This is a genomic window from Arthrobacter sp. 9V (assembly GCF_902506065.1).
In the GTDB taxonomy this organism is placed as follows: Bacteria; Actinomycetota; Actinomycetes; order Actinomycetales; family Micrococcaceae; genus Arthrobacter.
Genome location: NZ_LR732912.1, coordinates 4,256,683 through 4,275,922, shown reverse-complemented (window position 1 = coordinate 4,275,922; position 19,240 = coordinate 4,256,683). Strand labels below are relative to the sequence as shown.

Genomic DNA, 19,240 nt, shown 5'->3' with positions numbered 1-19,240 from the left:
ATCGGCTCTGAACAACTGAGGCCGTCTCTGAACAACTGAAGCCGGGGAGGGTGGCTATGCGTACGTTTGGCGTCGAAGAGGAATTGCTGATCGCGGATCCCGGGGATGGATTGCCCTTGGCGCTGGCGTCCGGACTGTTGGATGCGGCGGTCCCTTCCGAAGCGGAATTCGGTGCCGAGGGTGGGCCGTCGCTGAAATCGGAGTTCAAGCAGGAGCAGATTGAGGTCAACTCGCGTCCCTGCCGTACCGCGAAGGAGCTGCGGGCTGAAATCCGTGCCGGACGGGAACTGGCGGACTCTGCGGCCCGGGCTGTAGGTGCGCGTGTTGCCGCATTGGCCACGCCCCCTGTTTTTCATGCCACCCCCACCACAGGCAACCAGCGCTACGCCACCATGGGCGAGGAATTCGGTCTGATTTCCCGTGAACAACTCACGTGTGGCTTCCACGTTCACGTGTCCATCGAATCCCCGGATGAGGGCGTGGCAGTGCTCGACCGGATGCGCCACTGGTTGCCGGTCCTCCTGGCGTTGAGCGCGAACTCCCCGTTCTGGATGGGTGCTGACACGGGCTTTACCAGCTACCGGACCCAGATTTGGAACAGGTGGCCCACGGCTGGCCCCATGGATGTTTTCGGTTCAGCTGCGGGTTATAGGGCTGTGTTGTCTGAGCTGCTGTCCACCGGGGTGCCACTGGATGAAGGCATGATCTACTTCGACGCACGCTTGTCCAAGGGGCACCCCACCGTGGAACTTCGGATCGCTGACGTTTGTCTTTTCGCCGAAGACGCCCTGACCATTGCCGTCCTCGCGCGGGCCCTGGTGGAAACAGCGGCGGGCGAATGGCGCAAGGGGGAACCGCCGTCGAGCATGTTGACCCCGGTGATCCGCATGGCCAACTGGAAAGCCAGCCGCTTCGGCGTCAACAACCAACTGCTGCAGCCTCTGGAGCAGGCGCCGTATCCCGCCGCCGACGTCGCCGGTGCCCTGCTCAGGCACATCCGCGGCGCCCTGACGGCATCCGGGGATTTGGCGTTGGCGCGGAGCGGGGTGGCCAACATTCTCCGACGCGGGACCGGCGAGCGGCTGCAGCGGCAAGCCTACGGCCAGCGGCGGCGATTGTCCGACGTCGTCTCCGCCGCCATTGCCTCAACCCACCAGTACGGCGAGCGATCCGACGCCGGCCTGTTGAGCCGCTGAGAAGCACGACGACGGCGAAGGTCACCGCGGATGCCCACGGTGACCTCACGCCATGGTGACGCGAACGGAGGCGCCGGCCTCAGCCTTGGTTGATGCGGATCATGTTGCCGGAGGGGTCGCGGAAGGCGCAGTCCCGGGGTCCCCACGGCTGGTCAATGGGTTCCTGGAGTACTTCGGCGCCGGATGCCCGGAGCTTTTCGAAAGTGGCATCAAGATCATCCGTGGTGAACACCAGCATGGGCATGACGCCCTTGGTGAGGAGCTCCTGGATGGCGTCGCCGTCGGCCTGTGAGCGGCCGGCGTGCGGAGGGGAAAGGACCAGTTCAAGATCGGGCTGGGCATCGCTGCCGATTGTCACCCAGCGCTGGCCGTCCGAGCCGACGTCGTTCCGGACGTCAAAGCCCAAGGCGTCCCGGTAGAAGGCGAGCGACTCATCAACATCGTTGACTGTTACGTGTGCGTACTTCAAGGAAATGTTCATGAATCACACGCTATTGCAGCTGTGACGCGGGCGCTTCTTCAATCCTGCTCAAGTTTTTGATGCCGGTCCTTTCGGGACGTGTGTGCTGCTTGGCGATGCAGCTCGGCATGGCTTTCACCGCGTGGTGCTCCCGGGCGCGGTATTCGCTGGGATTGATTCCCACGATTTCGGTGAAGCGCGTGCTGAACGAGCCCAGCGAGGTACAACCGACTTCCATGCAGGCATCGGTGACCGAGGTTCCCGCCCGGAGCAGGGCCATGGCCCGTTCGATCCGCCTGGTCATGAGGTAGTTGTAAGGCGATTCGCCGTAGGCGGCCTTGAACTGGCGGGAAAAATGCGCGGGGGACATCAGGGCGCCGGCGGCCATGGTGGGCACGTCCAAGGGACGCGCATATTCGCGATCAATGAAGTCGCGGGCCCGCCGCAGATGGGCCAGGTTGGCCAGTTCCTGCGGAGTCATGGAGCACAGTCTACTAGGAGGTGGAGCGCAGCGTACTGGGAGCTGGAGCACAGTCTACTAGGCTCGTGCCCATGGAATCAGTGGTCTGGTCAAAGCCCGAAAACCAGCGAAAGGGCACCCCTTTGCTGGTGATGATGCACGGTTACGGCACCAGCGAGCAGCGCATGGTGAACCTTTTCCCGCACCTTCCCGGCGAGTTCAGCTGCGCAGCCCTTCGCGGCCCCAAAGTGATTGGCGATGATTATGGCTGGTTTCTGCTGGACTACTTCCTGACGAACGACTTCTCGGATGTCATAGCGTCCACCAACTCGGTATTCAATTGGATCAACTCGGTCAAGGACAATCACAGCAGTGTCAGCCTCCTGGGCTATTCGCAGGGAATGGCCATGGCCAGCACCCTCCTCCGCTTGCGGCCCCACGCATTCAAGGCAACGGTGGGCTTGTCCGGGTTCGTGCTCGACAACGATCTCCTGGCGCTGAGCGAATCCTTTGACACCCCGCCGCCGTTCTTCTGGGGGCGGGACAAAGCCGATCCCGTCATCAACGAGGACGCCATTGCCCACACGGAGGAGTGGTTGAACGCCAATGTAGCCCTGACGGCCCGCACCTATCCGGGCATGGGGCACAGGATCGAGCCCCCCGAACTGGTGGATGTCAGTGCGTTCCTGAAGTACTACGTCCTGAACGGCGCCGCGTAACGGACCAGAGCCCCGGATAAGGGCCAAAGTCCCCGGATTAGAAGGCATCCGGCCACCGGAATCAAGCTTCTGGTGAGATTCGCGTCACAATTTCGCATTCGAGCGCACTCTATTGAATGACAAAATTGTAAGCGCTTACACTTTTGGCTGGTGACCCGGTTCGGGGCATACGCCAAGGCGTCAGGCGAGGATGGAAAGGGTTGAGGCCGTGTTGCATGGTTAGGACTCACAGAGTGACAATCCAGGACGTGGCCGTCTTGTCCGGTTTGTCCATTTGCACGGTGTCGCGGGCGTTGAGGAAGCTCCCCAACGTTTCTGACAAGGCCCAACGACAAGTGACCGAGGCAGCCAGCAAACTTGGTTACAAGGCCTCGGCTGCGGCCTCCAGGCTTGCCGGTGGAAGCACGGGATCGGTGGCAATCGTCGCCCCCACGGCTACGGCATGGTTCTTCGCGCAGGCCGTGGAAGCTGCAGAGGAAGTGTTCGGCGACAGCGGTTTGGACACCGTCCTGGTCAGCCTGCGCAACAAGGCCAGCGTCAGGCAGAGGTTCTTTGCGGACCTTGCAAACCTGGCGCAAAGAGTGGACGGGCTGCTCCTGCTGAACATTGACCTCACCCCCAAAGAGGTGGAAGCGTTGGAATCCTGCGGGTTGGCCATTGCCTGCGTGGGCATGCGAAATGTTCCGTGGGACAATGTTGGTATCGATGACGAACACGCAGCCTGGCAGGCTACCCAACACCTGCTGGGGCTGGGCCATTGGAACCTGGCCGTTCTCTCAAGCAATGAAAACCCCGTTGTGACTGAGACCCCACGGTTCCGCGGTTTCAGGCGTGCGCTTGATGAACACCACCTCACCGTCCACCCGGATCTTGTGGTGGGAAGCGGGCCAAGCATCGAGGACGGCAGGCGGGCAATGACTGAACTCATGACCCGCGGCGGACGGCCCACAGCAGTGTTCGCCCACTGTGACGAGGCTGCATTCGGTGCCTTGACGGCGCTGCGTGAACACGGCGTTTCCGCGCCAAAGAACATGTCCGTGATCGGTATAGACGATCACCCCATGAGCTGGTTCCTTGGCCTGAGCACCGTGGCCCAACCCGTCGCTGACCAAGGTGCCTTCGCCGCAAACCTGCTGTGTGAACGGCTGCTGAATACCGAATCCCCCCATCAACCCTCCAACCACCTGCTTGATACCAAGCTCATCGAACGCAAGACCACGCGCCACAAGCGCTGAACGGAACAATGCACATGACTGATCTTCGTAATGCCTGGACCGGCGCCTCGGCGCTGTTGTTCGACCTCGACGGCGTGCTGACGCCCACTGCCGTGGTGCATGAGCGGGCGTGGCAGGAACTTTTCGATGACTACTTGGCCGGTACAGGCAACCCGCTAAGCTACCGGGAGAGCGACTATTTCGATCACATCGATGGCAAGCCGCGCTTTGACGGTGTCCGTGATTTCCTGACCTCGCGCGGAATTACGCTGCCCGAAGGTCCGGTGAATGACCACCCGGACAACCAAACCGTGCAGGGCCTGGGCAACCGGAAGAATGCCATCTTCAACGAGATCGTGAACTCCCGTGGCGTCGAGCCGTATGAAGGCTCGGTCAAGTTCATCAACGCCGCCGTGGAACTGGGGCTGAAGGTGGCCGTGGTTTCTTCCTCCCGCAACGCGCCTGCGGTACTGAAGGCCGCGGGCCTGGACCACCACTTTGAGGTGGTGGTGGACGGCCAGGTTGCTGCCGGCGTCGGACTTCCCGGTAAGCCGGACCCGGCCACCTACGTTTATGGGGCGGGTCTTCTGGGTGTGCCTGTGGAGGAATGCATTGTGGTGGAAGACGCTGTATCCGGTGTCCAGGCCGGTGCCGGTGCCGATTTTTATGCCGTGATCGGAGTGGACCGCGGAGCAGGCCGACAAACCCTGCTCGACGCCGGCGCCACGCTGGTAGTGGACGACCTCAACGATCTTCTCTGACCCTACTTTTTCGAAGGACTTCAACAGCCCATGGCACTCATCAGCTCCGATCGGCTTCGCTTCCCCTGCGAGCCCTGGAAGCTCGTGGAGAATATTCACGTCCCCGGTGACGAGGGAACGCTGGAAACGCTGTTCGCGCTCGGCAACGGCCACCTTGGCATTCGTGGCTCGCACTCAACGGCCGGGGACGGCGAGCTCCCGGGCACGTTCGTTAATGGCTTCCACGAGATTTGGGACATCAAGCATGCCGAGAATGCCTACGGTTTTGCCCGCACCGGCCAGCGAATCGTTTACGTGCCGGATGCCAACAACTTCACAGTCTCCATTGATGGCGAGGCCCTGAGCCTGGCTGAATCCACCGTGCTGGACTACCACCGCAGCGTGGACTTTTCCACAGGCGTGTACGAGGAAAGCATCACGTGGGCCTGCCGTTCAGGCGCCACCGTCACCACGGTGGAGCGCCGAGCTGTGGGCTTTGATTCCCGCGGATGTCTGGGCCTTGAACTGTCCTTGACAGCGGATCGGGACGTGTCCGCGGACATCACTTCCGGCGTCGTGAACCGTCAGGACCAGCCGGTGGAGGACCACTCGGTCCATGACCCGCGCCGCTCCGGCCGCCACGCCGGCAGAGTCCTCCTGCCGCTGCACCTGCAGGGCGCCGACGGCTCCCTTCGCCTTGCCTGGGAAACGTCCGAGTCCCGTCAACGCGTGGCCATGGCCGTGGATCACTGGATCTCGGCGGAAGGGCAGCCGTTCGAGACCTTGGTGGCGGAGGACGACTCCTCCGTCCGCTACGTTTTGGCCATTCACGACGGCGACACTTTCCGTTTGGAGAAGTCGGTCAGTTACGTAGTGGCCGGCTCCTCTGACGCCGAGGACCGCGGCGAAAGCCTCGCGGCCGAGGCCGAAGCGAACCTGGTGTCCTTCGCCGACATCCTGGCCCAGAGCACGGCGCACTACGAGCAATACTGGACTACGGCGGACATCTTCATCGGCGGTCAGCCGGAGATGCAGCAGGCCGTGCGGTGGGGTCTGTTCCAGCTGGCGCAGGCTACTGCGCGCGCCGGTGTGGCGGGTATTCCGGCCAAGGGCGTGAGCGGTTCAGGCTATGAGGGGCACTACTTCTGGGACCAGGAGGTCTACCTCCTCCCGTACCTGACCTACACCAACCCGTGTGGCGCGCGGAAGGTGCTGGAGTCGCGGCACGCGATGCTGCCGGATGCGCGCGTTCGTGCCAAGGAGCTCAGCGTGGACGGGGCACTGTTCCCGTGGCGGACCATCAACGGCCTGGAGGCCAGTGCCTACTATGCGGCCGGTACCGCCCAGTTCCACATTGCAGCGGCCATCGCTTTCGCGGCCAACCGTTACCAGTGGGCCAGCGGTGACGACAGCTTCAACGGCGAACTGGGTGCCGATCTGCTGATTGAGACAGCACGCATGTGGGCCTCGCTGGGCTTCTTCGGCAAGGACGGAATGTTCCACATCCACGGCGTCACCGGCCCGGATGAATACACGGCCGTGGTCAACGACAACCTCTACACCAACGTCATGGCGCGCTTTAATCTGCGTGCCGCTGCCGCACTGGAGCATGAGGGAATTGCAGACACCGAGCGCATGGTGTGGCGACAAGCGGCCGAGCGGATGACACTGCCCTTCGATCCCCACATGGAAGTGTTCAGCCAGGACAACGACTTTATGACACTGGAGCCGTGGGACTGGAACACGCCCAAGTCCAAGTACCCCTTGCTGCTGAACTTCCACCCGCTGGTGATCTACCGGCACCAGGTGCTCAAGCAAGCCGATACCGTGCTGGCCATGTTCCTCCAGTGGCAGGACTTCACAGCCGAGGAAAAGCAGCGCGCTTTCGACTTTTACGATCCCATCACCACCGGCGACTCCACCCTGTCCGCATGCGTGCAAGGCATCATGGCAGCCGAGGTTGGATACGGCGACGTCGCGTTGCAGCACTTCACTGAGGCACTGTTCATTGACCTGGACAACTCGCACGGAAACACCATCGACGGCGTCCATATCGCCTCCACCGGCGGTATCTGGAGCTCCCTGGTGTGCGGTTTTGCCGGCATGCGGGATCAAGGCGAAGTGCTGCGCTTCGATCCGCGTTTGCCCACGGAGTGGGAAGGCCTGTCCTTCCGGCTCAAGGTGCAGGGCCGCTTGTTGGCCGTGGATCTGGCGCAGGGGTCCATCGCACTGACACTGGTATCCGGTGAGGACTACAGCGAAGAACCGCTCCACCTTGACGTGCGGGGACAACGCGCCACTGTTGGTACGAGCACCGTGACGGTGCCGTTGGAAACCGTACCTGTGCCGCCGCCGTCGATCTTTCCAAGCGTCTTCCCGACGGCGGGCCTTCCGATCATCCGGTAAGTCACCACTTCTTACAGGAGGATGCCTTCGTTCAGCCAGGTGACGCGTTACGTCGCTACGTGGATGCGAGGTCCAAGGTAGTCAGGCGCAGCCACAACCACAGTCGTTTCTGCGGGTCCGCCAGGTCCAGGTTGAAATCCTCGGCCAGGCGGGTCACGCGGTAACGGACGGTGTTGTTATGGACATGGAGTTGGGCGGCCATGGCTGAGATGTTTCCGTTGGAGGCAAGGTAGGCGCGGAGAGTATCCAAGTAGTCGGTTTGCTGCTCGGCGTCGCGGGCTTGGATCCTGGCGATCCCGTCCTCGCCGCCCAGCCCGTTTTCTTCGATGAACTCGCCGATCTTCAGCAGGTTCAAGGGGATCTGGAAGTCCTCGTAGAGTGCCACACCCTGCACGTTTCCCTTACCGGTGGCTTTTCCTCCGCCTGCCTTGCCTTCGCGCGACTGCAGGTTCAGCAGATAGTGGAGAGTCTGGATGGCCTCGGACCTGGACCGGGGCACATCCTCGATCTCGTGGGCGATTCCACCCACTGTTGCGATGACAGGGAAAGAGCTGATGGTGTGCGAATACGCCTCAATGTCCTGAATGATGCGCCCGTGCGCCGCACGCGGTGCGGTCTCGTTGCAGGGCAGCAGCGCATAGACCACTGATCCGATCAGGGCGCTGTGGCTGGTCCCGAACTGCACATTGCAGACTGTGGTCACCAAGTGCAGCAGCCGGTGGATGTCGCGCACGGATTCCAGGCTCCCGGTCTCCGGCCGAACAATGGAAAAGGCTGCCACAGCCAGGCCGTTGGCGGTGTCCAACCCCAATTGGGCGGCCGCAAAAGACGCGTGCGGAGTGTCGTCCATGAGCGTCCGGAGAAGATCGGCATTGCGCCGTTCGCCGAAGTCCGAGGCAGAGCGGGCATGCAGCATGTGCAATCCTGCCAACGGGGCCATGCGGTCCAGTGCATTCAACGCAGCGGCCCGATTTTCCTCGCCGGGGTCGATGATCCAGATGGAACCCAGCAGCTCGCCCCCGGCCCGTACGGCCAGCGCGAGGCGGGCCATGCCGTCGTCGGGCGCTGGTACCAGCACCGCTCCCGGGGAGGCGTAGACAATCTTGAAGTCCTGGTCAAAGGCCGGCGGAGTGGTCTCCTCCAGGGTGAGCGTGGTGATGCGCCGGAGCTCATCAATGGGCTGGCCGGGGAGGGTGGAGTACCCAATGATGCGGCCCAGCGGATCCACAATGCTCGCGGCGCCATTGGTGATGGAAGCCGCGGCATTGGCGAACGCGTAAAGGTCTCCAAGCCGTACCCCGGACACCGAATCGGCCGCCGCGCCCATCACCGATGCCCGGGCCAAAGCCACCAGGCGCGTCCAATCCGCAGTGTCCGGTGCCACCAGCACAGAGAGGCTGTATCCCACGGCGGCAGCACGCAGTTGCTCCATTTTCGCGCCGTGTGCCTTGACGATCACTGCCGCCGCGTTGCTGTTCGCTGCCCTGTGGAGGAGTTGATCAAAGTCAGGGGATCCGTAGGTGCACCCCACCGCCAAGATGATGCGGTCATCCACGCTGGACCAATGGTCCAGGGGATCGTACATCAGGACGTCGGACACCGGATGCCCGAGGTTCTCCGGCGTGGGATTGGCGTGCACCAGATCCGCCTGCATGAGCTGGATGCAGTCGGACAAGCGTACGGCGGATTGCTGCATCCCGGACTGAGGCCGCTGTTGAGGACCTGAAAGCGACTGTTGAGGACCTGAAAGCGACGCTGCTGTCTCCATAGCTGGACGTTATCACAAGCAGATTTCTCGCCTTGTGGAGGAACTCACATATAGAGCGGGAGAGATCTAGGTCACTATTGGGAAAGAAGCTGGACGGGTTACCCCAACAGGAACGTAAAGGACACACACCATGAAACTCAAGGACATCAAGGCACTCGCCTCGGTGCAGGGACCTGCCGGATCCGTCCCGGAGCGCTTGGCACGCACGTGCTTCAGCGTGGAGGACATGCGCAAACTGGCAGCCAAACGCTTGCCCAAGAGCATCTTCGAATACATCGAAGGCGGCGGCGAAGACGAGGTTTCACTGCGCCGGAACCGGTCCTCGTTCAATGATTGGTCCTTCCTCCCCAAATGGGGTTCCGTGGAGAACTTCGATCTCAGCTCAACGCTCCTGGGCGGCCCGGTTTCCATGCCGGTGACTCTCTCTCCCACAGGCGGCACCCGGCTTTTCCACCCGCAGGGTGAGTCCGCGGTAGCCCGTGCAGCGCTCGCCGAAGGTATCCCCTACGGACTGGCCCACCTGAGTACAACCACCATGGAGGACGTCAGCGCCGCGGCACCTGGACTTCGCCGCTGGTTCAACCTGGAACCCACCTCGGACAAGGGCCTCCTGCAGGCCGTCCTGGACCGGGTCTCCAACGCAGGCTACGAAGCCCTGCTGGTCAACGTGGACTGCCGGGCAATCGGACACCGCGAGCGTGATTACCGCAACGGGTTTACTGCCCCGCCCTCCATCAAGCCGAAGACTGTTGTAGAGGGAGTGTTGCACCCCGCATGGGCCCTGCGCTTCCTTGCCAATGACGCAATCGCTTTCCCTAACCTGGACGCTGAGGTTCCGGAAGGTCCCTTGGCCAGCTCGCCGGACATGTGGCGCACCCTGCTCGCCGGTTCCTACGAACCCACTGACTGGGACGACATTCGCGATTTGCGCGAGCGCTGGAACGGTCCGATCGTCCTGAAGGGAGTGGTGAATCCGAACGACGCCGCATTGGCGGCTGCGATCGGAATCGACGCCATCCAGGTCAGTAATCACGGCGGACGGCAGTTGGATCACATGGCCGCGCCCATGGATGTCCTGACGGACATCGTTGAGAGAACAGCCGGACGGCTGGAAATCATCGTCGACGGCGGCATCCGCCGAGGTTCGGACGTCGTCAAAGCTCTGGCTCTCGGCGCGGATGCCTGCTCCATCGGCCGCCCGTACCTGTACGGCTTGGCTGCCGCCAGCGAAGCCGGCGTAGCCCACGTCCTGAAAATGTTCAGGGCCGAAATGACCCGCACCATGATGCTCCTGGGAGTATCCACCATTGAGGAACTGCGTACCGAAGGCCGGGATTTGATCCGGCACCGCAATGAAGCGTTCACCGGCACCCCACCCGTCATCCCTGAGGCCCCCTTGGGCCGCGAAGAAATGAGGACCCCCTGATGAAGAACTTTTCCATGAAGCCCGGATTACCCGCGCTGGTTGTTACGGCAGCACTGGTGCTGTCCGTCACGGCATGCAGTCCCGCCGGCAATGCCTCGACGTCGAACCCGTCCGGCGACGCAGGCGCAGCGGGAACCGGCGTCCCCGCGCTGGAAGTCAACCAAGCCGCCGTCGACCTCCTCCCGGAGTCCATTAAGGCTTCCAAGGTGCTGCGGGTTGCCATTCCCACCAACGAGCCGCCGACGCAGTTCTACCGCGAAGGCACACAGGAAATGACCGGCACCAACCCGGACGTGGCCCGCCTCATCGGTGAGGCACTAGGTGTCAAAGTGGACATCCAGGTGGCCAACTTCGATTCGATCATTCCCGGGCTGGCGGCCAACCGCTACGACATGACTGTCTCCTCCATGACGCCCACGGAGAAGCGCATGGAAGTCCTGGACTTTGTTGACTACCTGCAGATCGGCAGTGGGATTGCCGTGCCCAAGGGCAATCCTGGAGGTATCAAGGATGAGAACGCCCTGTGCGGCAAGAAGGTAGGTTTCCTGACGGGCTCGTACCAGCTGACTGTGAACGTTCCTTCCTATGACGAAGCCTGCGCGGCTGCCGGCAAGGACGCCATCCAAAGGAACGAGTTCCAGGACACCCGGCAGGCCATTTCCGCGCTGACCAGCGGGCGCCTGGACACGGTGCTGGCGGACTCGCCCATCCTGGACTACGCAGCTTCCCAAAACCCGCAGATCGAGGTGGCCAGGACGTTCGATTTCGCTCCAGTGGGCGTGGGGGTGCCCAAGGAGTCCGGCCTGGTGAAGTCCGTTTCCGCTGCGCTGGACGCCGTCATCAAGAGCGAGTCCTACGTCAAGGTCCTGGGCAAGTACGGCCTTGAATCCAGTGCCATCACCGACGCCCGCGTCAACTTCGCCCAGTAGCGGAATACACAGTAATGGATTCCTCCAATAAAGAGGTGACGGCTATGCATCAGCAACCCTCAGTTCCTGATACCAGGGAGCCGGCCACTGCGGCCAATGACTCCATCCCCGTAGTCCCGCTGAGGCACCCGGTCCGTTTGGCTCTGGCGATCGTCCTCATTGTGGTGGCGCTCGGTGCCGCCTGGGATGTTGCAGTGAATGAGCGGTACCGATGGGACGTTGTGGTGTCCTACCTGTTCGCGCCTCAGATTCTTGCCGGCGCCGGGCTGACGCTCCTGCTGACCATAGTGTCCATGACTGTGGGCATAGCGCTGGGTACATTTGCTTGCGATCATGCGGCTCTCCGACAACCCGATCCTGAGCACCATCAGCCGCGGCTACATTTGGTTCTTCCGCGGAACTCCGCTGCTGGTCCAACTGATTTTTTGGTACAACATTGCGGCACTCTATCCGGTGATCGCCTTTGGGCTTCCCTTCGGCGGACCGTCCATGGTTCTGGGGTCCGCGAACGTGCTGATCTCCCCCTTGGGCGCTGCTCTCCTGGGTTTGTCCTTGAACGAAGCTGCCTACATGGCCGAAATCATCCGGGGCGGCATCGGCTCCGTGGATAAGGGCCAGTACGACGCAGCCCGTGCACTAGGCATGAGCGGTAGCAAGCTGATGAACAGGGTCATCCTGCCCCAAGCCATGCGAGTGGTGCTTCCGCCCACCGGTAACCAGGTCATTTCGATGCTCAAGGGCACATCCCTTGTGAGCGTCCTGGCGATCTCGGACCTTCTCTACTCGGCCCAGATCATTTATGCGAACAACTACCAGACCATTCCGCTGCTGATTGTTGCCAGCCTCTGGTATTTGCTCATGACCACGGTCCTGAGCTTCTTCCAAAACAAACTTGAACGCCGGTACGGACGCGGTTTCGACTCAGCACCGCGACGGATCCGCAAGCCCAAGACAAGGACAATATGATGACTACCGCCATGGTGGAAGCCCGGGGAGTCCGGAAGAACTTCGGCGTTATCGAAATCCTGAAAGGCATTGACCTCAGGGTTGAAAGGGGATCAGTGACCTGCCTGATCGGCCCGTCCGGCTCCGGCAAAACCACCTTCTTGCGCTGCATCAACCACCTCGAAAAGGTGGACGCCGGCCGCCTTTACGTTGACGAGCACTTGGTTGGCTACGCGGAGCGCAACGGGAAGCTCTATGAAATGAAGGAGCGTCAGACGGCCCGCTCACGGCTCAACGCAGGCATGGTGTTCCAACGCTTTAACCTCTTCCCGCACATGACGGTGTTGGAGAACATCATCGAAGCACCTGTCCACGTGCTCGGCCGCCCCCGCAAAGAAGTTGTTGTGGAAGCCCAGGCCCTCCTGGACCGGGTTGGTCTGGGAAACCGCGGGCACTCCTACCCCCAGGAGCTCTCCGGCGGTCAGCAGCAGCGGATCGCCATTGCCCGGGCGCTGGCCATGAAACCCAAGTTGATGCTCTTCGACGAGCCCACGTCCGCGCTGGACCCCGAACTGGTTGGCGAGGTTCTGGACGTGATGAAGTCCCTGGCTGAGGCAGGAATGACCATGGTTGTGGTGACCCACGAGCTCGGTTTTGCACGGCAGGTGGCGGACCAGGTGGTGTTCATGGATGGAGGCGTGGTGGTGGAAAGCGGCCCGCCGGAGCAAGTGCTGGGCAACCCGCAGCACGAGCGCACCAAAGCGTTCCTATCCAAGGTTCTTTAGCAACTTTTTCCAATAGCCACGAAAGGCCCTCAACACCATGACCCGACTCCAGGTCACCACTGACCTCGCACCAAGCCCGGCCGGCCCTTACTCCCAGGCCATTGTGGCCAACGGATTCCTGTTCACCGCTGGGCAAACGCCCCACGATCCCGTCACGGACGAGCGCGTTGGGATCACCATTGAAGAACAGACCATTCAGGCCATGAAGAACCTGGGCGAGGTCCTGGGCGCACACGGTCTGGACTTCTCCCACGTAGTGAAGGCGACCGTCCACCTGCACCACCCGGGGCGCGACTTTGACGGGTTCAACGCCATCTACGAAAAGTACGTGGTAGCCCCTTACCCTGCGCGCACCACAGTGGGTTCGTTCCTTGGCGACTTCCTGGTGGAGATCGACGCCGTAGCGGTCATCCCGTAGCAGTGGTTCCGTAGCCAGCCTCCCTGGCAGGGGAGCCCCAGGGATTCCAAGGAGCCCCCGATATTTTCAGGCGGCCCCGTCCGATGCATGTGACTGCGCATTAGACGGGGCCTCTCTTGACTGCGCCCGTAAGACGCCTGCGCCCGTAAGACGCTTGCGCCCACAGCACGCTTGCATCACGTCAGGCCAGACGCTTCCGTCCACCCCATACCTACCCTTTGAAAGGCCGTCATGTCAGCCCAAGCCTTACCCTTCCCAAGCCGCGGTGACCCGGCTTCCACTTCACCATTGACCGATCGTCAGCTGCTGGCGATGGTGTGTGGAGGTGACATTGCTGCCTTCGGCGAACTGTTCATCCGGCACCGGCGGCTGGGAGAGTTCGTGGCTCGGGCAGAATCCGATAATCCCAGTGATGCCGCGGACATTGTGGGTGAAGCGTTTGCCGCGGTGTTCCAAGCGATCCTCCAAGGCAGGGGCCCTGTGGAGTCGTTCCGGCCGTATCTTTTGACCACCATCCGGCGGATGGCGCACCGAAGGAACCAGAAGGAAACGCGGCTGGTGGTAATTAATTCCGACACTGTGGATGCGCTGTCCTTTGCCGGCCACGATCATGTGCTGGGAACCCACGAGTCCATCATCTTGGTGCGCGCCTTCCGCGAACTTCCCAGGCGTTGGCAGGATGTGCTCTGGTACGTCGACGTTGAAGGACTCAAACCGGCCCAAGCAGGGCCGCTCCTCGGCTTGACCCCGAACGCCCTCTCTGCCTTGGCCTTGCGGGCTCGTGAGGGGCTACGCCAGAAGTACCTGCAACAGCATGTTGGCGAGGCCACTGTTCAGTCGTGCAGAGACTACTTGAGGTATATGGGCAGGTACGTCCGGAATGGTCTGCGGGGAAACGCCCAAGCCCGGGTGCGGCAGCACACTGAGCGCTGCACCCATTGCTCGGCCGTCCTGGCAGAACTCCGGGAGCTTCAGGCTTCCATGCGGACCAAGGCGATCGAATAGCGTCAGCAGCCGCGCTAGCCGAATAGCGTCAGCAGCCGTGCTAGCCGGCGCCGGGGCTGCTGACTGGATCCATATCAGACGCCTGGTTTCCACCCGATGACTGATTTCCCAGTGAACGCCGACGCTCCAACTCGCAGTTGATCAGCTCCAGCAGCGCTTGGGCCGGCTCGGACAGGTGGTGCGTGTCGGGCGAGCCCAGCTGGTCGCAGTGCAGGAGCACGTGACGGATCCGTTCCAGTTCACGGGATGGCACCAATGGCCAGCGGTGGAACAACTGCCTGACGGCTATGGCTCCAAGCAGGGCATCGGGCTTGTTGGTCACTCCGTGGTTTCCTTGGTGGGCGGCTGCTCTTCGCCTCGCGATGCTGGCTGCGGAGGGCGCAACGCCATGAGCCATGAGATTTTCGGCCTTGAGTGAATTCGGGGCCATGGGGACCTCCCCGGGTAGAGCGAAGGGAAGCCATTTGCCTGACTACGAAACCAGCTTACAGAATGTGAGTTACGTCATGTCAATCATTACGTGGCGTAACCGCCGTCGTGATTTATAGTTCGGTCACATAATGAAAAGTGCCGCCACCCGGGGCGGGGTGGCGGCACTTACGTGTTATCCAAGGTGGATATGCGGGGCGTCCCCGGCGCCGCTGAAAGTTTTGCGGTCGATCCTGATCAGGAGCAACGCGATCGGGGCGATCACTATGGCCACGGCTGCGGCCCACAGGAACACTAGTGAATAGCCGGACGTCAGGGCGTCCAGCGTCCCGCCGCCCGCTGCGGCTGTGGCTGCAGCCGCGATGGTGCTGAAGAGGGCGATGCCCAGCGAGCCGCCAATCTGCTGTGAAGCATTCACCAGTGCGCTCGCGACGCCGGCATGGTCCTTGTCCACGCCGAACAGAGCCAGATTCTGCATGGGAACGAAGACCATTCCCAAGCCGACGCCCATCAGAATGAGTGCCGGGAGCATGTTGACCGCGTACGTGCCGTCCGGCGTGACTTGGGTGAGCCACAGCATGGCTGCTGCCATGAAGACCGGTCCCAGCGCGCTGGGGATCCTCGCTCCCAGTTTGGGCAGGTTCTTGGCAACCAGGCCCGCCGTGATGATCAGCACCACGGTCATGGGAAGCGAAGCGATCCCGGCAGTAAACGGCGCGAAGCCCAGAACAATCTGAAGGTAGAAGTTGATGAAGAGGATGCCGCCAATGAGCACTGCGCCGGCCAGGAACGAGGCAAGGAAGGCTGCCGCGCGGTTGCGTTCCGTAGCGACGCGCAAGGGCAGCAGCGGATTCTTGACCCTGCGCTCCACGGCGACGAACAGCGCCAGCAGAACCACGCCCGCGGCAATGAAACCCCACGACTCGACGGCAGCCCAACCGTGTTCGGCATTGGCGAAGCCGTAGACCAGGGAGCCCAGGCCCAGTGCGGCAAGTACGACGCCGGGCCAGTCGTATTTGGTGGAGCCGCCGGCTTTGCTTTCACTCACCAAAGTCCAGACCCCGACAAGCGCTATGACGGCGATGGGAACGTTGACAAAGAAGCACCAGCGCCACGAGACAAACTCTGTGAGGAATCCGCCAAGCAGGACGCCCGCTGCCGCGCCCACCCCGCTGATGGAGCCGAAGATGGCGAACGCAGTGCCGCGATCCTTGCCGCCGGGGAAGGCGACTGTCAGGAGTGCAAGCGCTGCGGGGGCGAGCAGCGCAGCAAAGATGCCCTGTAGGGCGCGTGCCCCGATTAGTTCCCATGGTTGTTGGGCGAGTCCCCCGATCAGGAGGCAACCGCGAAGCCGGCCGAGGCTGTGATAAAGGTTCGTTTCCGCCCCCAAAAGTCCGATATCCGGCCGCCGAGCAGCAGGAACGCGCCAAAAACCAGTGCGTAGGCCGTGACCACCCAGGCTCGGGTGGAGTCGCTGATGCCCATCTCCATCTGGAGGCGGGGGAGGGCAAGGTTCACGATGGTGCCGTCCAGGACAACCATGAACTGGGCGAGGGCGAGGAAGGGGAGGGCCCGCCAGCCGATGCCCTTTTTGTTGTTGTCTCCCTTGCCGCTGCGGCCCAAGGAGCTATACGTCTGGAGTAGTTGTGATGCCACGCGTCACCCATTCTTGTCAGTAGTAATACTTATGAAAGTATAAGTACTTTTGGGTACTCGTGTAAGCCGCGAGAGGGTGACTTTCGTCCTAGTTCGACGGGGTCCTGTTGTCTGGTGCCGTGTTGTCCAGTACCCGTTCCGGTGCCTTTTCCGGTGCCTTTTCCGGTTCAGCAAGGAACGAGGCCAGCCGCTCCAGGGCGGGCAGGCTTGCCGCGATCTGATCCCGCTCTTCGGGAAGCAGCCGCTCGCTGGCTTTCGTCAGCGCCTCGGCCCATGCCCCTTCGAGGAGTGACTTGATGCGCTTGGACTCATCGGTGGGGTGAAGGGAGACGTACCGCTTGTCCGCCGCATCCTTGACCCGTGTCACAAGCCCGGCAGCCACGAGCTCGCGTAACTGCACACTCACGTTGCTCAATTGACGGCCCAAGCGGGCGGCCACCTCGGCAACTGTGACGCCGGGGTGGCTTTCAATGACCCTGAGGATCTCCAGTACACCGTTTGAGATGGGACGAAGGCCTGTTTCATTGAGCGACTTTCGCCGGATATCAGACGAAATATCAATCATGCAGACGGCCAACGCCACGTGGTCCACTGGCTTTTCTCCCATTCGTCAAGCATAGGTGGAGGCGGTGGTGCAGGTTCCCTGGCGGCGTGGAGGGTCTTTGGAGCCGCGCTGAACGTGACGGTCCAGGCGGTCTGGCGTCCTGGTCCGATTGTTAGGCTGATGTTATGACCCGTCGCCTCGCCGCACTGTCCACTGTCCCCCTGTTGCTGCTGCTGGTCGGCTGCGGAGCCGTGGAGGAAGCAGCCACAAGCGCTGCCAGCAACGCCGCATCGAAGGTGGCCACAGCAGCGGCCGATGAAGTGACAAAGCAGGTCTGCGCGGTGGTCCAGGATGGTTTGGTAAGCGTGCAAGACAAGCAGTTGCTGGCCGGCTTGGTCTCGGCCGCCAGCGCCGCCGGCGTCCCCGCAGAAATCACGACGCCCTTGAATCAGATCGCGGAAGCAGGAGACGAAGTCCCGGCTGAGTCTGTTCAGGCCCTTAAGGATGCCTGCGCTCCGTAGCAGTGGTTCGGCGGTCCATAGTAGTGACTCGGCGGCCACCGCTGCGGCCACCGCTGCGGCCGCCGCTACGGCGGCCCGGGCGCCGCATGCCGGTGCAATGTTTCCCGTTCGTAACAGTTCAAACTCTTCTTATGATAAGTATCCTTATGATATTTTCGGATTGACTGGGATTGAGCAGACGGTTCCGGTCATGACAACCAGGATCTTGAGCCGTTTGCCAATAGAGGAGAACTCATGACATCCACCAACAGTCCCGCCAGAACGCGATCAAACATCCAACGAGCAGCACAAATTGTAGGAGCGGTATTCCTCCTTGTCGGAGTACTGGGATTTATCCCGGGAATCACCTCGAACTACGAGACATTGTCTTTCGCAGGACACGATTCAGATGCACTCCTCTTGGGAATCTTCCAAGTCTCGATCCTGCACAACATCGTGCACCTGCTCTTCGGTGTGGCAGGAATTCTGATGGCCCGTACACCTGGGCAGTCCCGCAACTACCTCATCGGTGGTGGAGCCGTGTACCTGGTGCTTTGGATCTACGGTCTGCTGATCGATCAGGAATCCAGCGCCAACTTCGTGCCGGTAAACAACGCCGACAACTGGCTGCACCTCCTGCTGGGTGTGGGCATGCTGGCTCTGGGCTTGGCTCTTAGCCGACGGACCAGCACCACCCGCACGGGATCCGTGACTGGAAGGTAACCGTATTCTGCGCCCTCACGGTCATTAGGCGCGCCAGGCAAACGGGCGGACAGCTGGGCGGTCCGCCCGTTTGCGTGTGTGTACCCTTCGTTTGTTAGGGCAGCGCCTCAGAAGCGTCGGGCAAACGCTGTGCAGTGGGTTCAACCCGATGCCCGGGGAGGGGTGGGGGCCTGGACCGATAGCGACGGCCGGATGGCGTGCGGACTTCAAAGGCGTGGACTTCCCCGGCAATCGTGCCTTCGCGACTGCCATTGCTCCTGCTGCCAACGTTTGTAGATCCGGAAGTCCCGGCGCCCGGGGTGGTTCTTGCGCTCCATCCGGGGTTTTCCTTGGTGTGGTTGCAGGCTTCGCAGAGGCCCGCCGCGTTGGCCAGGCTTGTTTCTCCGCCTCCCTTCCACGGAACCACATGGTCAATGTGCCGTATGGGCGCGTCGCAGTAGGGTGTGCGGCAGGTATGGTCGCGGATTTCAACAAAGCGACGCAACCGTTGAGGGAAGAACCTCGCTTTTGAATCTGTTCCCAGAAGCTCGCCGCTGGTTGGTGCGGTGTAGAGGCGGCGAAGCCAGACTTGGAGTCCATTGCGCTCGGTGCCCGGCTCGACGCCCGGCTCGGCCCTTGGCTGGGCGCCCGGCTCGGCCCTTGGCTCGGCGCCCGGCTCGGCGTGGGGCCGCTGCTCCTCGGGATTCCCAGGTTCCCCGCTCAGCAGCGCCCTTGCCCATTCCGCGGGGACGATTCCGTACCCCTGAAGCCGTGCTGGTTCACTATCGCCTTGGAACAGTGTCCGGTCGGTCATGACCAGGTCCAGGTTGATCCCGGTGAATCCGCCCGGGGCGCCGGTGACGCGTTCGACCAAGGTGTCGGCCATGACCTGGCCACGGGTCCGGACAACCCCGCCAGTCCCCGCAACCCCGCCAGTC

The 19,240-nt window shown here is 62.1% G+C and carries 20 protein-coding genes and 1 pseudogene; 13 read left to right on the top strand and 8 right to left on the bottom strand.

The genetic code is table 11. From position 1 onward, the window contains the following. The first annotated feature begins 56 nt into the window (after positions 1–56). On the top strand, positions 57–1,196 hold the full coding sequence (locus BACI9J_RS19660) for a glutamate--cysteine ligase 2 (protein WP_236558781.1): 1,140 nt from the start codon (positions 57–59) through the stop codon (positions 1,194–1,196). A 79-nt stretch (positions 1,197–1,275) separates the two neighbouring features. Here the strand turns inward: BACI9J_RS19660 and BACI9J_RS19655 are convergent, their stop codons facing one another. Both BACI9J_RS19655 and BACI9J_RS19650 read right to left on the bottom strand, forming a co-directional pair. Further along, on the bottom strand, positions 1,276–1,677 hold the full coding sequence (locus BACI9J_RS19655) for a VOC family protein (protein ID WP_011773069.1): 402 nt from the start codon (positions 1,675–1,677) through the stop codon (positions 1,276–1,278). Positions 1,678–1,687: 10 nt separating this feature from the next. After that, positions 1,688–2,137 carry a helix-turn-helix transcriptional regulator gene (locus BACI9J_RS19650; RefSeq protein ID WP_159735845.1) on the bottom strand — a complete coding sequence of 150 codons (450 nt, stop codon included), beginning with the start codon at positions 2,135–2,137 and terminating at the stop codon, positions 1,688–1,690. A gap of 71 nt (positions 2,138–2,208) precedes the next feature. Between BACI9J_RS19650 and BACI9J_RS19645 the strand changes: the two genes are divergently transcribed. From BACI9J_RS19645 to BACI9J_RS19630, 4 genes are all read left to right on the top strand, one after another. Then, on the top strand, positions 2,209–2,835 hold the full coding sequence (locus BACI9J_RS19645) for an alpha/beta hydrolase (protein ID WP_159735844.1): 627 nt from the start codon (positions 2,209–2,211) through the stop codon (positions 2,833–2,835). A 233-nt stretch (positions 2,836–3,068) separates the two neighbouring features. Further along, positions 3,069–4,070, top strand: a complete 1,002-nt coding sequence (locus tag BACI9J_RS19640; RefSeq protein ID WP_236558780.1) for a LacI family DNA-binding transcriptional regulator — start codon at positions 3,069–3,071, stop codon at positions 4,068–4,070. Between the two features lie 8 nt (positions 4,071–4,078). After that, entirely contained in the window at positions 4,079–4,810 is a 732-nt protein-coding gene (locus BACI9J_RS19635) for an HAD family hydrolase (protein ID WP_159735842.1), read from the top strand. Between the two features lie 30 nt (positions 4,811–4,840). Then, complete coding sequence (locus BACI9J_RS19630) at positions 4,841–7,195, top strand: glycoside hydrolase family 65 protein (RefSeq protein ID WP_159735841.1); 2,355 nt, start codon at positions 4,841–4,843, stop codon at positions 7,193–7,195. Positions 7,196–7,250: 55 nt separating this feature from the next. On the opposite strand, the gene BACI9J_RS19625 is transcribed toward BACI9J_RS19630, so the two are convergent. Continuing rightward, complete coding sequence (locus tag BACI9J_RS19625; protein WP_236558779.1) at positions 7,251–8,963, bottom strand: PucR family transcriptional regulator; 1,713 nt, start codon at positions 8,961–8,963, stop codon at positions 7,251–7,253. A 130-nt stretch (positions 8,964–9,093) separates the two neighbouring features. Between BACI9J_RS19625 and BACI9J_RS19620 the strand changes: the two genes are divergently transcribed. Together BACI9J_RS19620 and BACI9J_RS19615 are read left to right on the top strand one after the other, a co-directional pair. After that, positions 9,094–10,389 carry an alpha-hydroxy acid oxidase gene (locus BACI9J_RS19620; RefSeq protein WP_201296627.1) on the top strand — a complete coding sequence of 432 codons (1,296 nt, stop codon included), beginning with the start codon at positions 9,094–9,096 and terminating at the stop codon, positions 10,387–10,389. Beyond that, positions 10,389–11,318, top strand: coding sequence for an ABC transporter substrate-binding protein (locus BACI9J_RS19615; protein ID WP_159735840.1), 930 nt, complete (start codon positions 10,389–10,391; stop codon positions 11,316–11,318). Before BACI9J_RS19620 ends, BACI9J_RS19615 begins: the two co-directional genes overlap by 1 nt. Before the next feature lie 59 nt (positions 11,319–11,377). Here the strand turns inward: BACI9J_RS19615 and BACI9J_RS19610 are convergent, their stop codons facing one another. Continuing rightward, complete coding sequence (locus tag BACI9J_RS19610) at positions 11,378–11,653, bottom strand: hypothetical protein (RefSeq protein WP_201296626.1); 276 nt, start codon at positions 11,651–11,653, stop codon at positions 11,378–11,380. Here BACI9J_RS19610 and BACI9J_RS19605 point away from each other — a divergent pair. The 4 genes from BACI9J_RS19605 (at position 11,652) to BACI9J_RS19590 (ending at position 14,471) form a co-directional block, all read left to right on the top strand. After that, a complete protein-coding gene (locus tag BACI9J_RS19605; protein WP_201296625.1) occupies positions 11,652–12,284 on the top strand; it encodes an amino acid ABC transporter permease in 633 nt (210 codons plus the stop codon). The two genes, BACI9J_RS19610 and BACI9J_RS19605, sit on opposite strands and share 2 nt — an antisense overlap. Continuing rightward, positions 12,284–13,048, top strand: coding sequence for an amino acid ABC transporter ATP-binding protein (locus BACI9J_RS19600; protein WP_159735839.1), 765 nt, complete (start codon positions 12,284–12,286; stop codon positions 13,046–13,048). Before BACI9J_RS19605 ends, BACI9J_RS19600 begins: the two co-directional genes overlap by 1 nt. A gap of 37 nt (positions 13,049–13,085) precedes the next feature. After that, positions 13,086–13,466, top strand: a complete 381-nt coding sequence (locus BACI9J_RS19595; protein ID WP_159735838.1) for a RidA family protein — start codon at positions 13,086–13,088, stop codon at positions 13,464–13,466. Between the two features lie 288 nt (positions 13,467–13,754). After that, entirely contained in the window at positions 13,755–14,471 is a 717-nt protein-coding gene (locus BACI9J_RS19590) for a sigma-70 family RNA polymerase sigma factor (RefSeq protein WP_159735837.1), read from the top strand. A 40-nt stretch (positions 14,472–14,511) separates the two neighbouring features. Here the strand turns inward: BACI9J_RS19590 and BACI9J_RS19585 are convergent, their stop codons facing one another. From BACI9J_RS19585 to BACI9J_RS19575, 3 genes and pseudogenes are all read right to left on the bottom strand, one after another. Continuing rightward, positions 14,512–14,901: a hypothetical protein gene (locus tag BACI9J_RS19585; RefSeq protein WP_236558778.1), complete on the bottom strand. Its 390-nt coding sequence runs from the start codon at positions 14,899–14,901 to the stop codon at positions 14,512–14,514. A 174-nt stretch (positions 14,902–15,075) separates the two neighbouring features. Beyond that, positions 15,076–16,442, bottom strand: a pseudogene (locus BACI9J_RS19580) (MFS transporter). A 202-nt stretch (positions 16,443–16,644) separates the two neighbouring features. Then, on the bottom strand, positions 16,645–17,163 hold the full coding sequence (locus BACI9J_RS19575) for a MarR family winged helix-turn-helix transcriptional regulator (protein WP_236558777.1): 519 nt from the start codon (positions 17,161–17,163) through the stop codon (positions 16,645–16,647). A gap of 122 nt (positions 17,164–17,285) precedes the next feature. Here BACI9J_RS19575 and BACI9J_RS19570 point away from each other — a divergent pair, with 122 nt between their 5' ends. Together BACI9J_RS19570 and BACI9J_RS19565 are read left to right on the top strand one after the other, a co-directional pair. Beyond that, positions 17,286–17,621, top strand: a complete 336-nt coding sequence (locus BACI9J_RS19570) for a hypothetical protein (protein ID WP_159735836.1) — start codon at positions 17,286–17,288, stop codon at positions 17,619–17,621. Between the two features lie 234 nt (positions 17,622–17,855). Continuing rightward, positions 17,856–18,323 carry a DUF4383 domain-containing protein gene (locus tag BACI9J_RS19565; RefSeq protein WP_159735835.1) on the top strand — a complete coding sequence of 156 codons (468 nt, stop codon included), beginning with the start codon at positions 17,856–17,858 and terminating at the stop codon, positions 18,321–18,323. A 94-nt stretch (positions 18,324–18,417) separates the two neighbouring features. Here the strand turns inward: BACI9J_RS19565 and BACI9J_RS19560 are convergent. Then, the coding region (locus BACI9J_RS19560; protein WP_201296624.1) for an HNH endonuclease at positions 18,418–19,240 on the bottom strand (823 nt) is incomplete at its 5' end.

Bases quoted from the DNA above. Each gene is read 5' to 3' on its own strand.
- BACI9J_RS19660 (WP_236558781.1), top strand. From the start codon at position 57: ATGCGTACGTTTGGCGTCGAAGAGGAATTGCTGATCGCGGATCCCGGG.
- BACI9J_RS19625 (WP_236558779.1), bottom strand. From the start codon at position 8,963: ATGGAGACAGCAGCGTCGCTTTCAGGTCCTCAACAGTCGCTTTCAGGT.
- BACI9J_RS19635 (WP_159735842.1), top strand. From the start codon at position 4,079: ATGCACATGACTGATCTTCGTAATGCCTGGACCGGCGCCTCGGCGCTG.
- BACI9J_RS19600 (WP_159735839.1), top strand. From the start codon at position 12,284: ATGACTACCGCCATGGTGGAAGCCCGGGGAGTCCGGAAGAACTTCGGC.
- BACI9J_RS19575 (WP_236558777.1), bottom strand. From the start codon at position 17,163: ATGGGAGAAAAGCCAGTGGACCACGTGGCGTTGGCCGTCTGCATGATT.
- BACI9J_RS19610 (WP_201296626.1), bottom strand. From the start codon at position 11,653: ATGATCGCAAGCAAATGTACCCAGCGCTATGCCCACAGTCATGGACAC.
- BACI9J_RS19585 (WP_236558778.1), bottom strand. From the start codon at position 14,901: ATGGCCCCGAATTCACTCAAGGCCGAAAATCTCATGGCTCATGGCGTT.
- BACI9J_RS19630 (WP_159735841.1), top strand. From the start codon at position 4,841: ATGGCACTCATCAGCTCCGATCGGCTTCGCTTCCCCTGCGAGCCCTGG.
- BACI9J_RS19655 (WP_011773069.1), bottom strand. From the start codon at position 1,677: ATGAACATTTCCTTGAAGTACGCACACGTAACAGTCAACGATGTTGAT.
- BACI9J_RS19570 (WP_159735836.1), top strand. From the start codon at position 17,286: ATGACCCGTCGCCTCGCCGCACTGTCCACTGTCCCCCTGTTGCTGCTG.
- BACI9J_RS19615 (WP_159735840.1), top strand. From the start codon at position 10,389: ATGAAGAACTTTTCCATGAAGCCCGGATTACCCGCGCTGGTTGTTACG.
- BACI9J_RS19620 (WP_201296627.1), top strand. From the start codon at position 9,094: ATGAAACTCAAGGACATCAAGGCACTCGCCTCGGTGCAGGGACCTGCC.
- BACI9J_RS19565 (WP_159735835.1), top strand. From the start codon at position 17,856: ATGACATCCACCAACAGTCCCGCCAGAACGCGATCAAACATCCAACGA.
- BACI9J_RS19645 (WP_159735844.1), top strand. From the start codon at position 2,209: ATGGAATCAGTGGTCTGGTCAAAGCCCGAAAACCAGCGAAAGGGCACC.
- BACI9J_RS19605 (WP_201296625.1), top strand. From the start codon at position 11,652: ATGCGGCTCTCCGACAACCCGATCCTGAGCACCATCAGCCGCGGCTAC.
- BACI9J_RS19595 (WP_159735838.1), top strand. From the start codon at position 13,086: ATGACCCGACTCCAGGTCACCACTGACCTCGCACCAAGCCCGGCCGGC.
- BACI9J_RS19650 (WP_159735845.1), bottom strand. From the start codon at position 2,137: ATGACTCCGCAGGAACTGGCCAACCTGGCCCATCTGCGGCGGGCCCGC.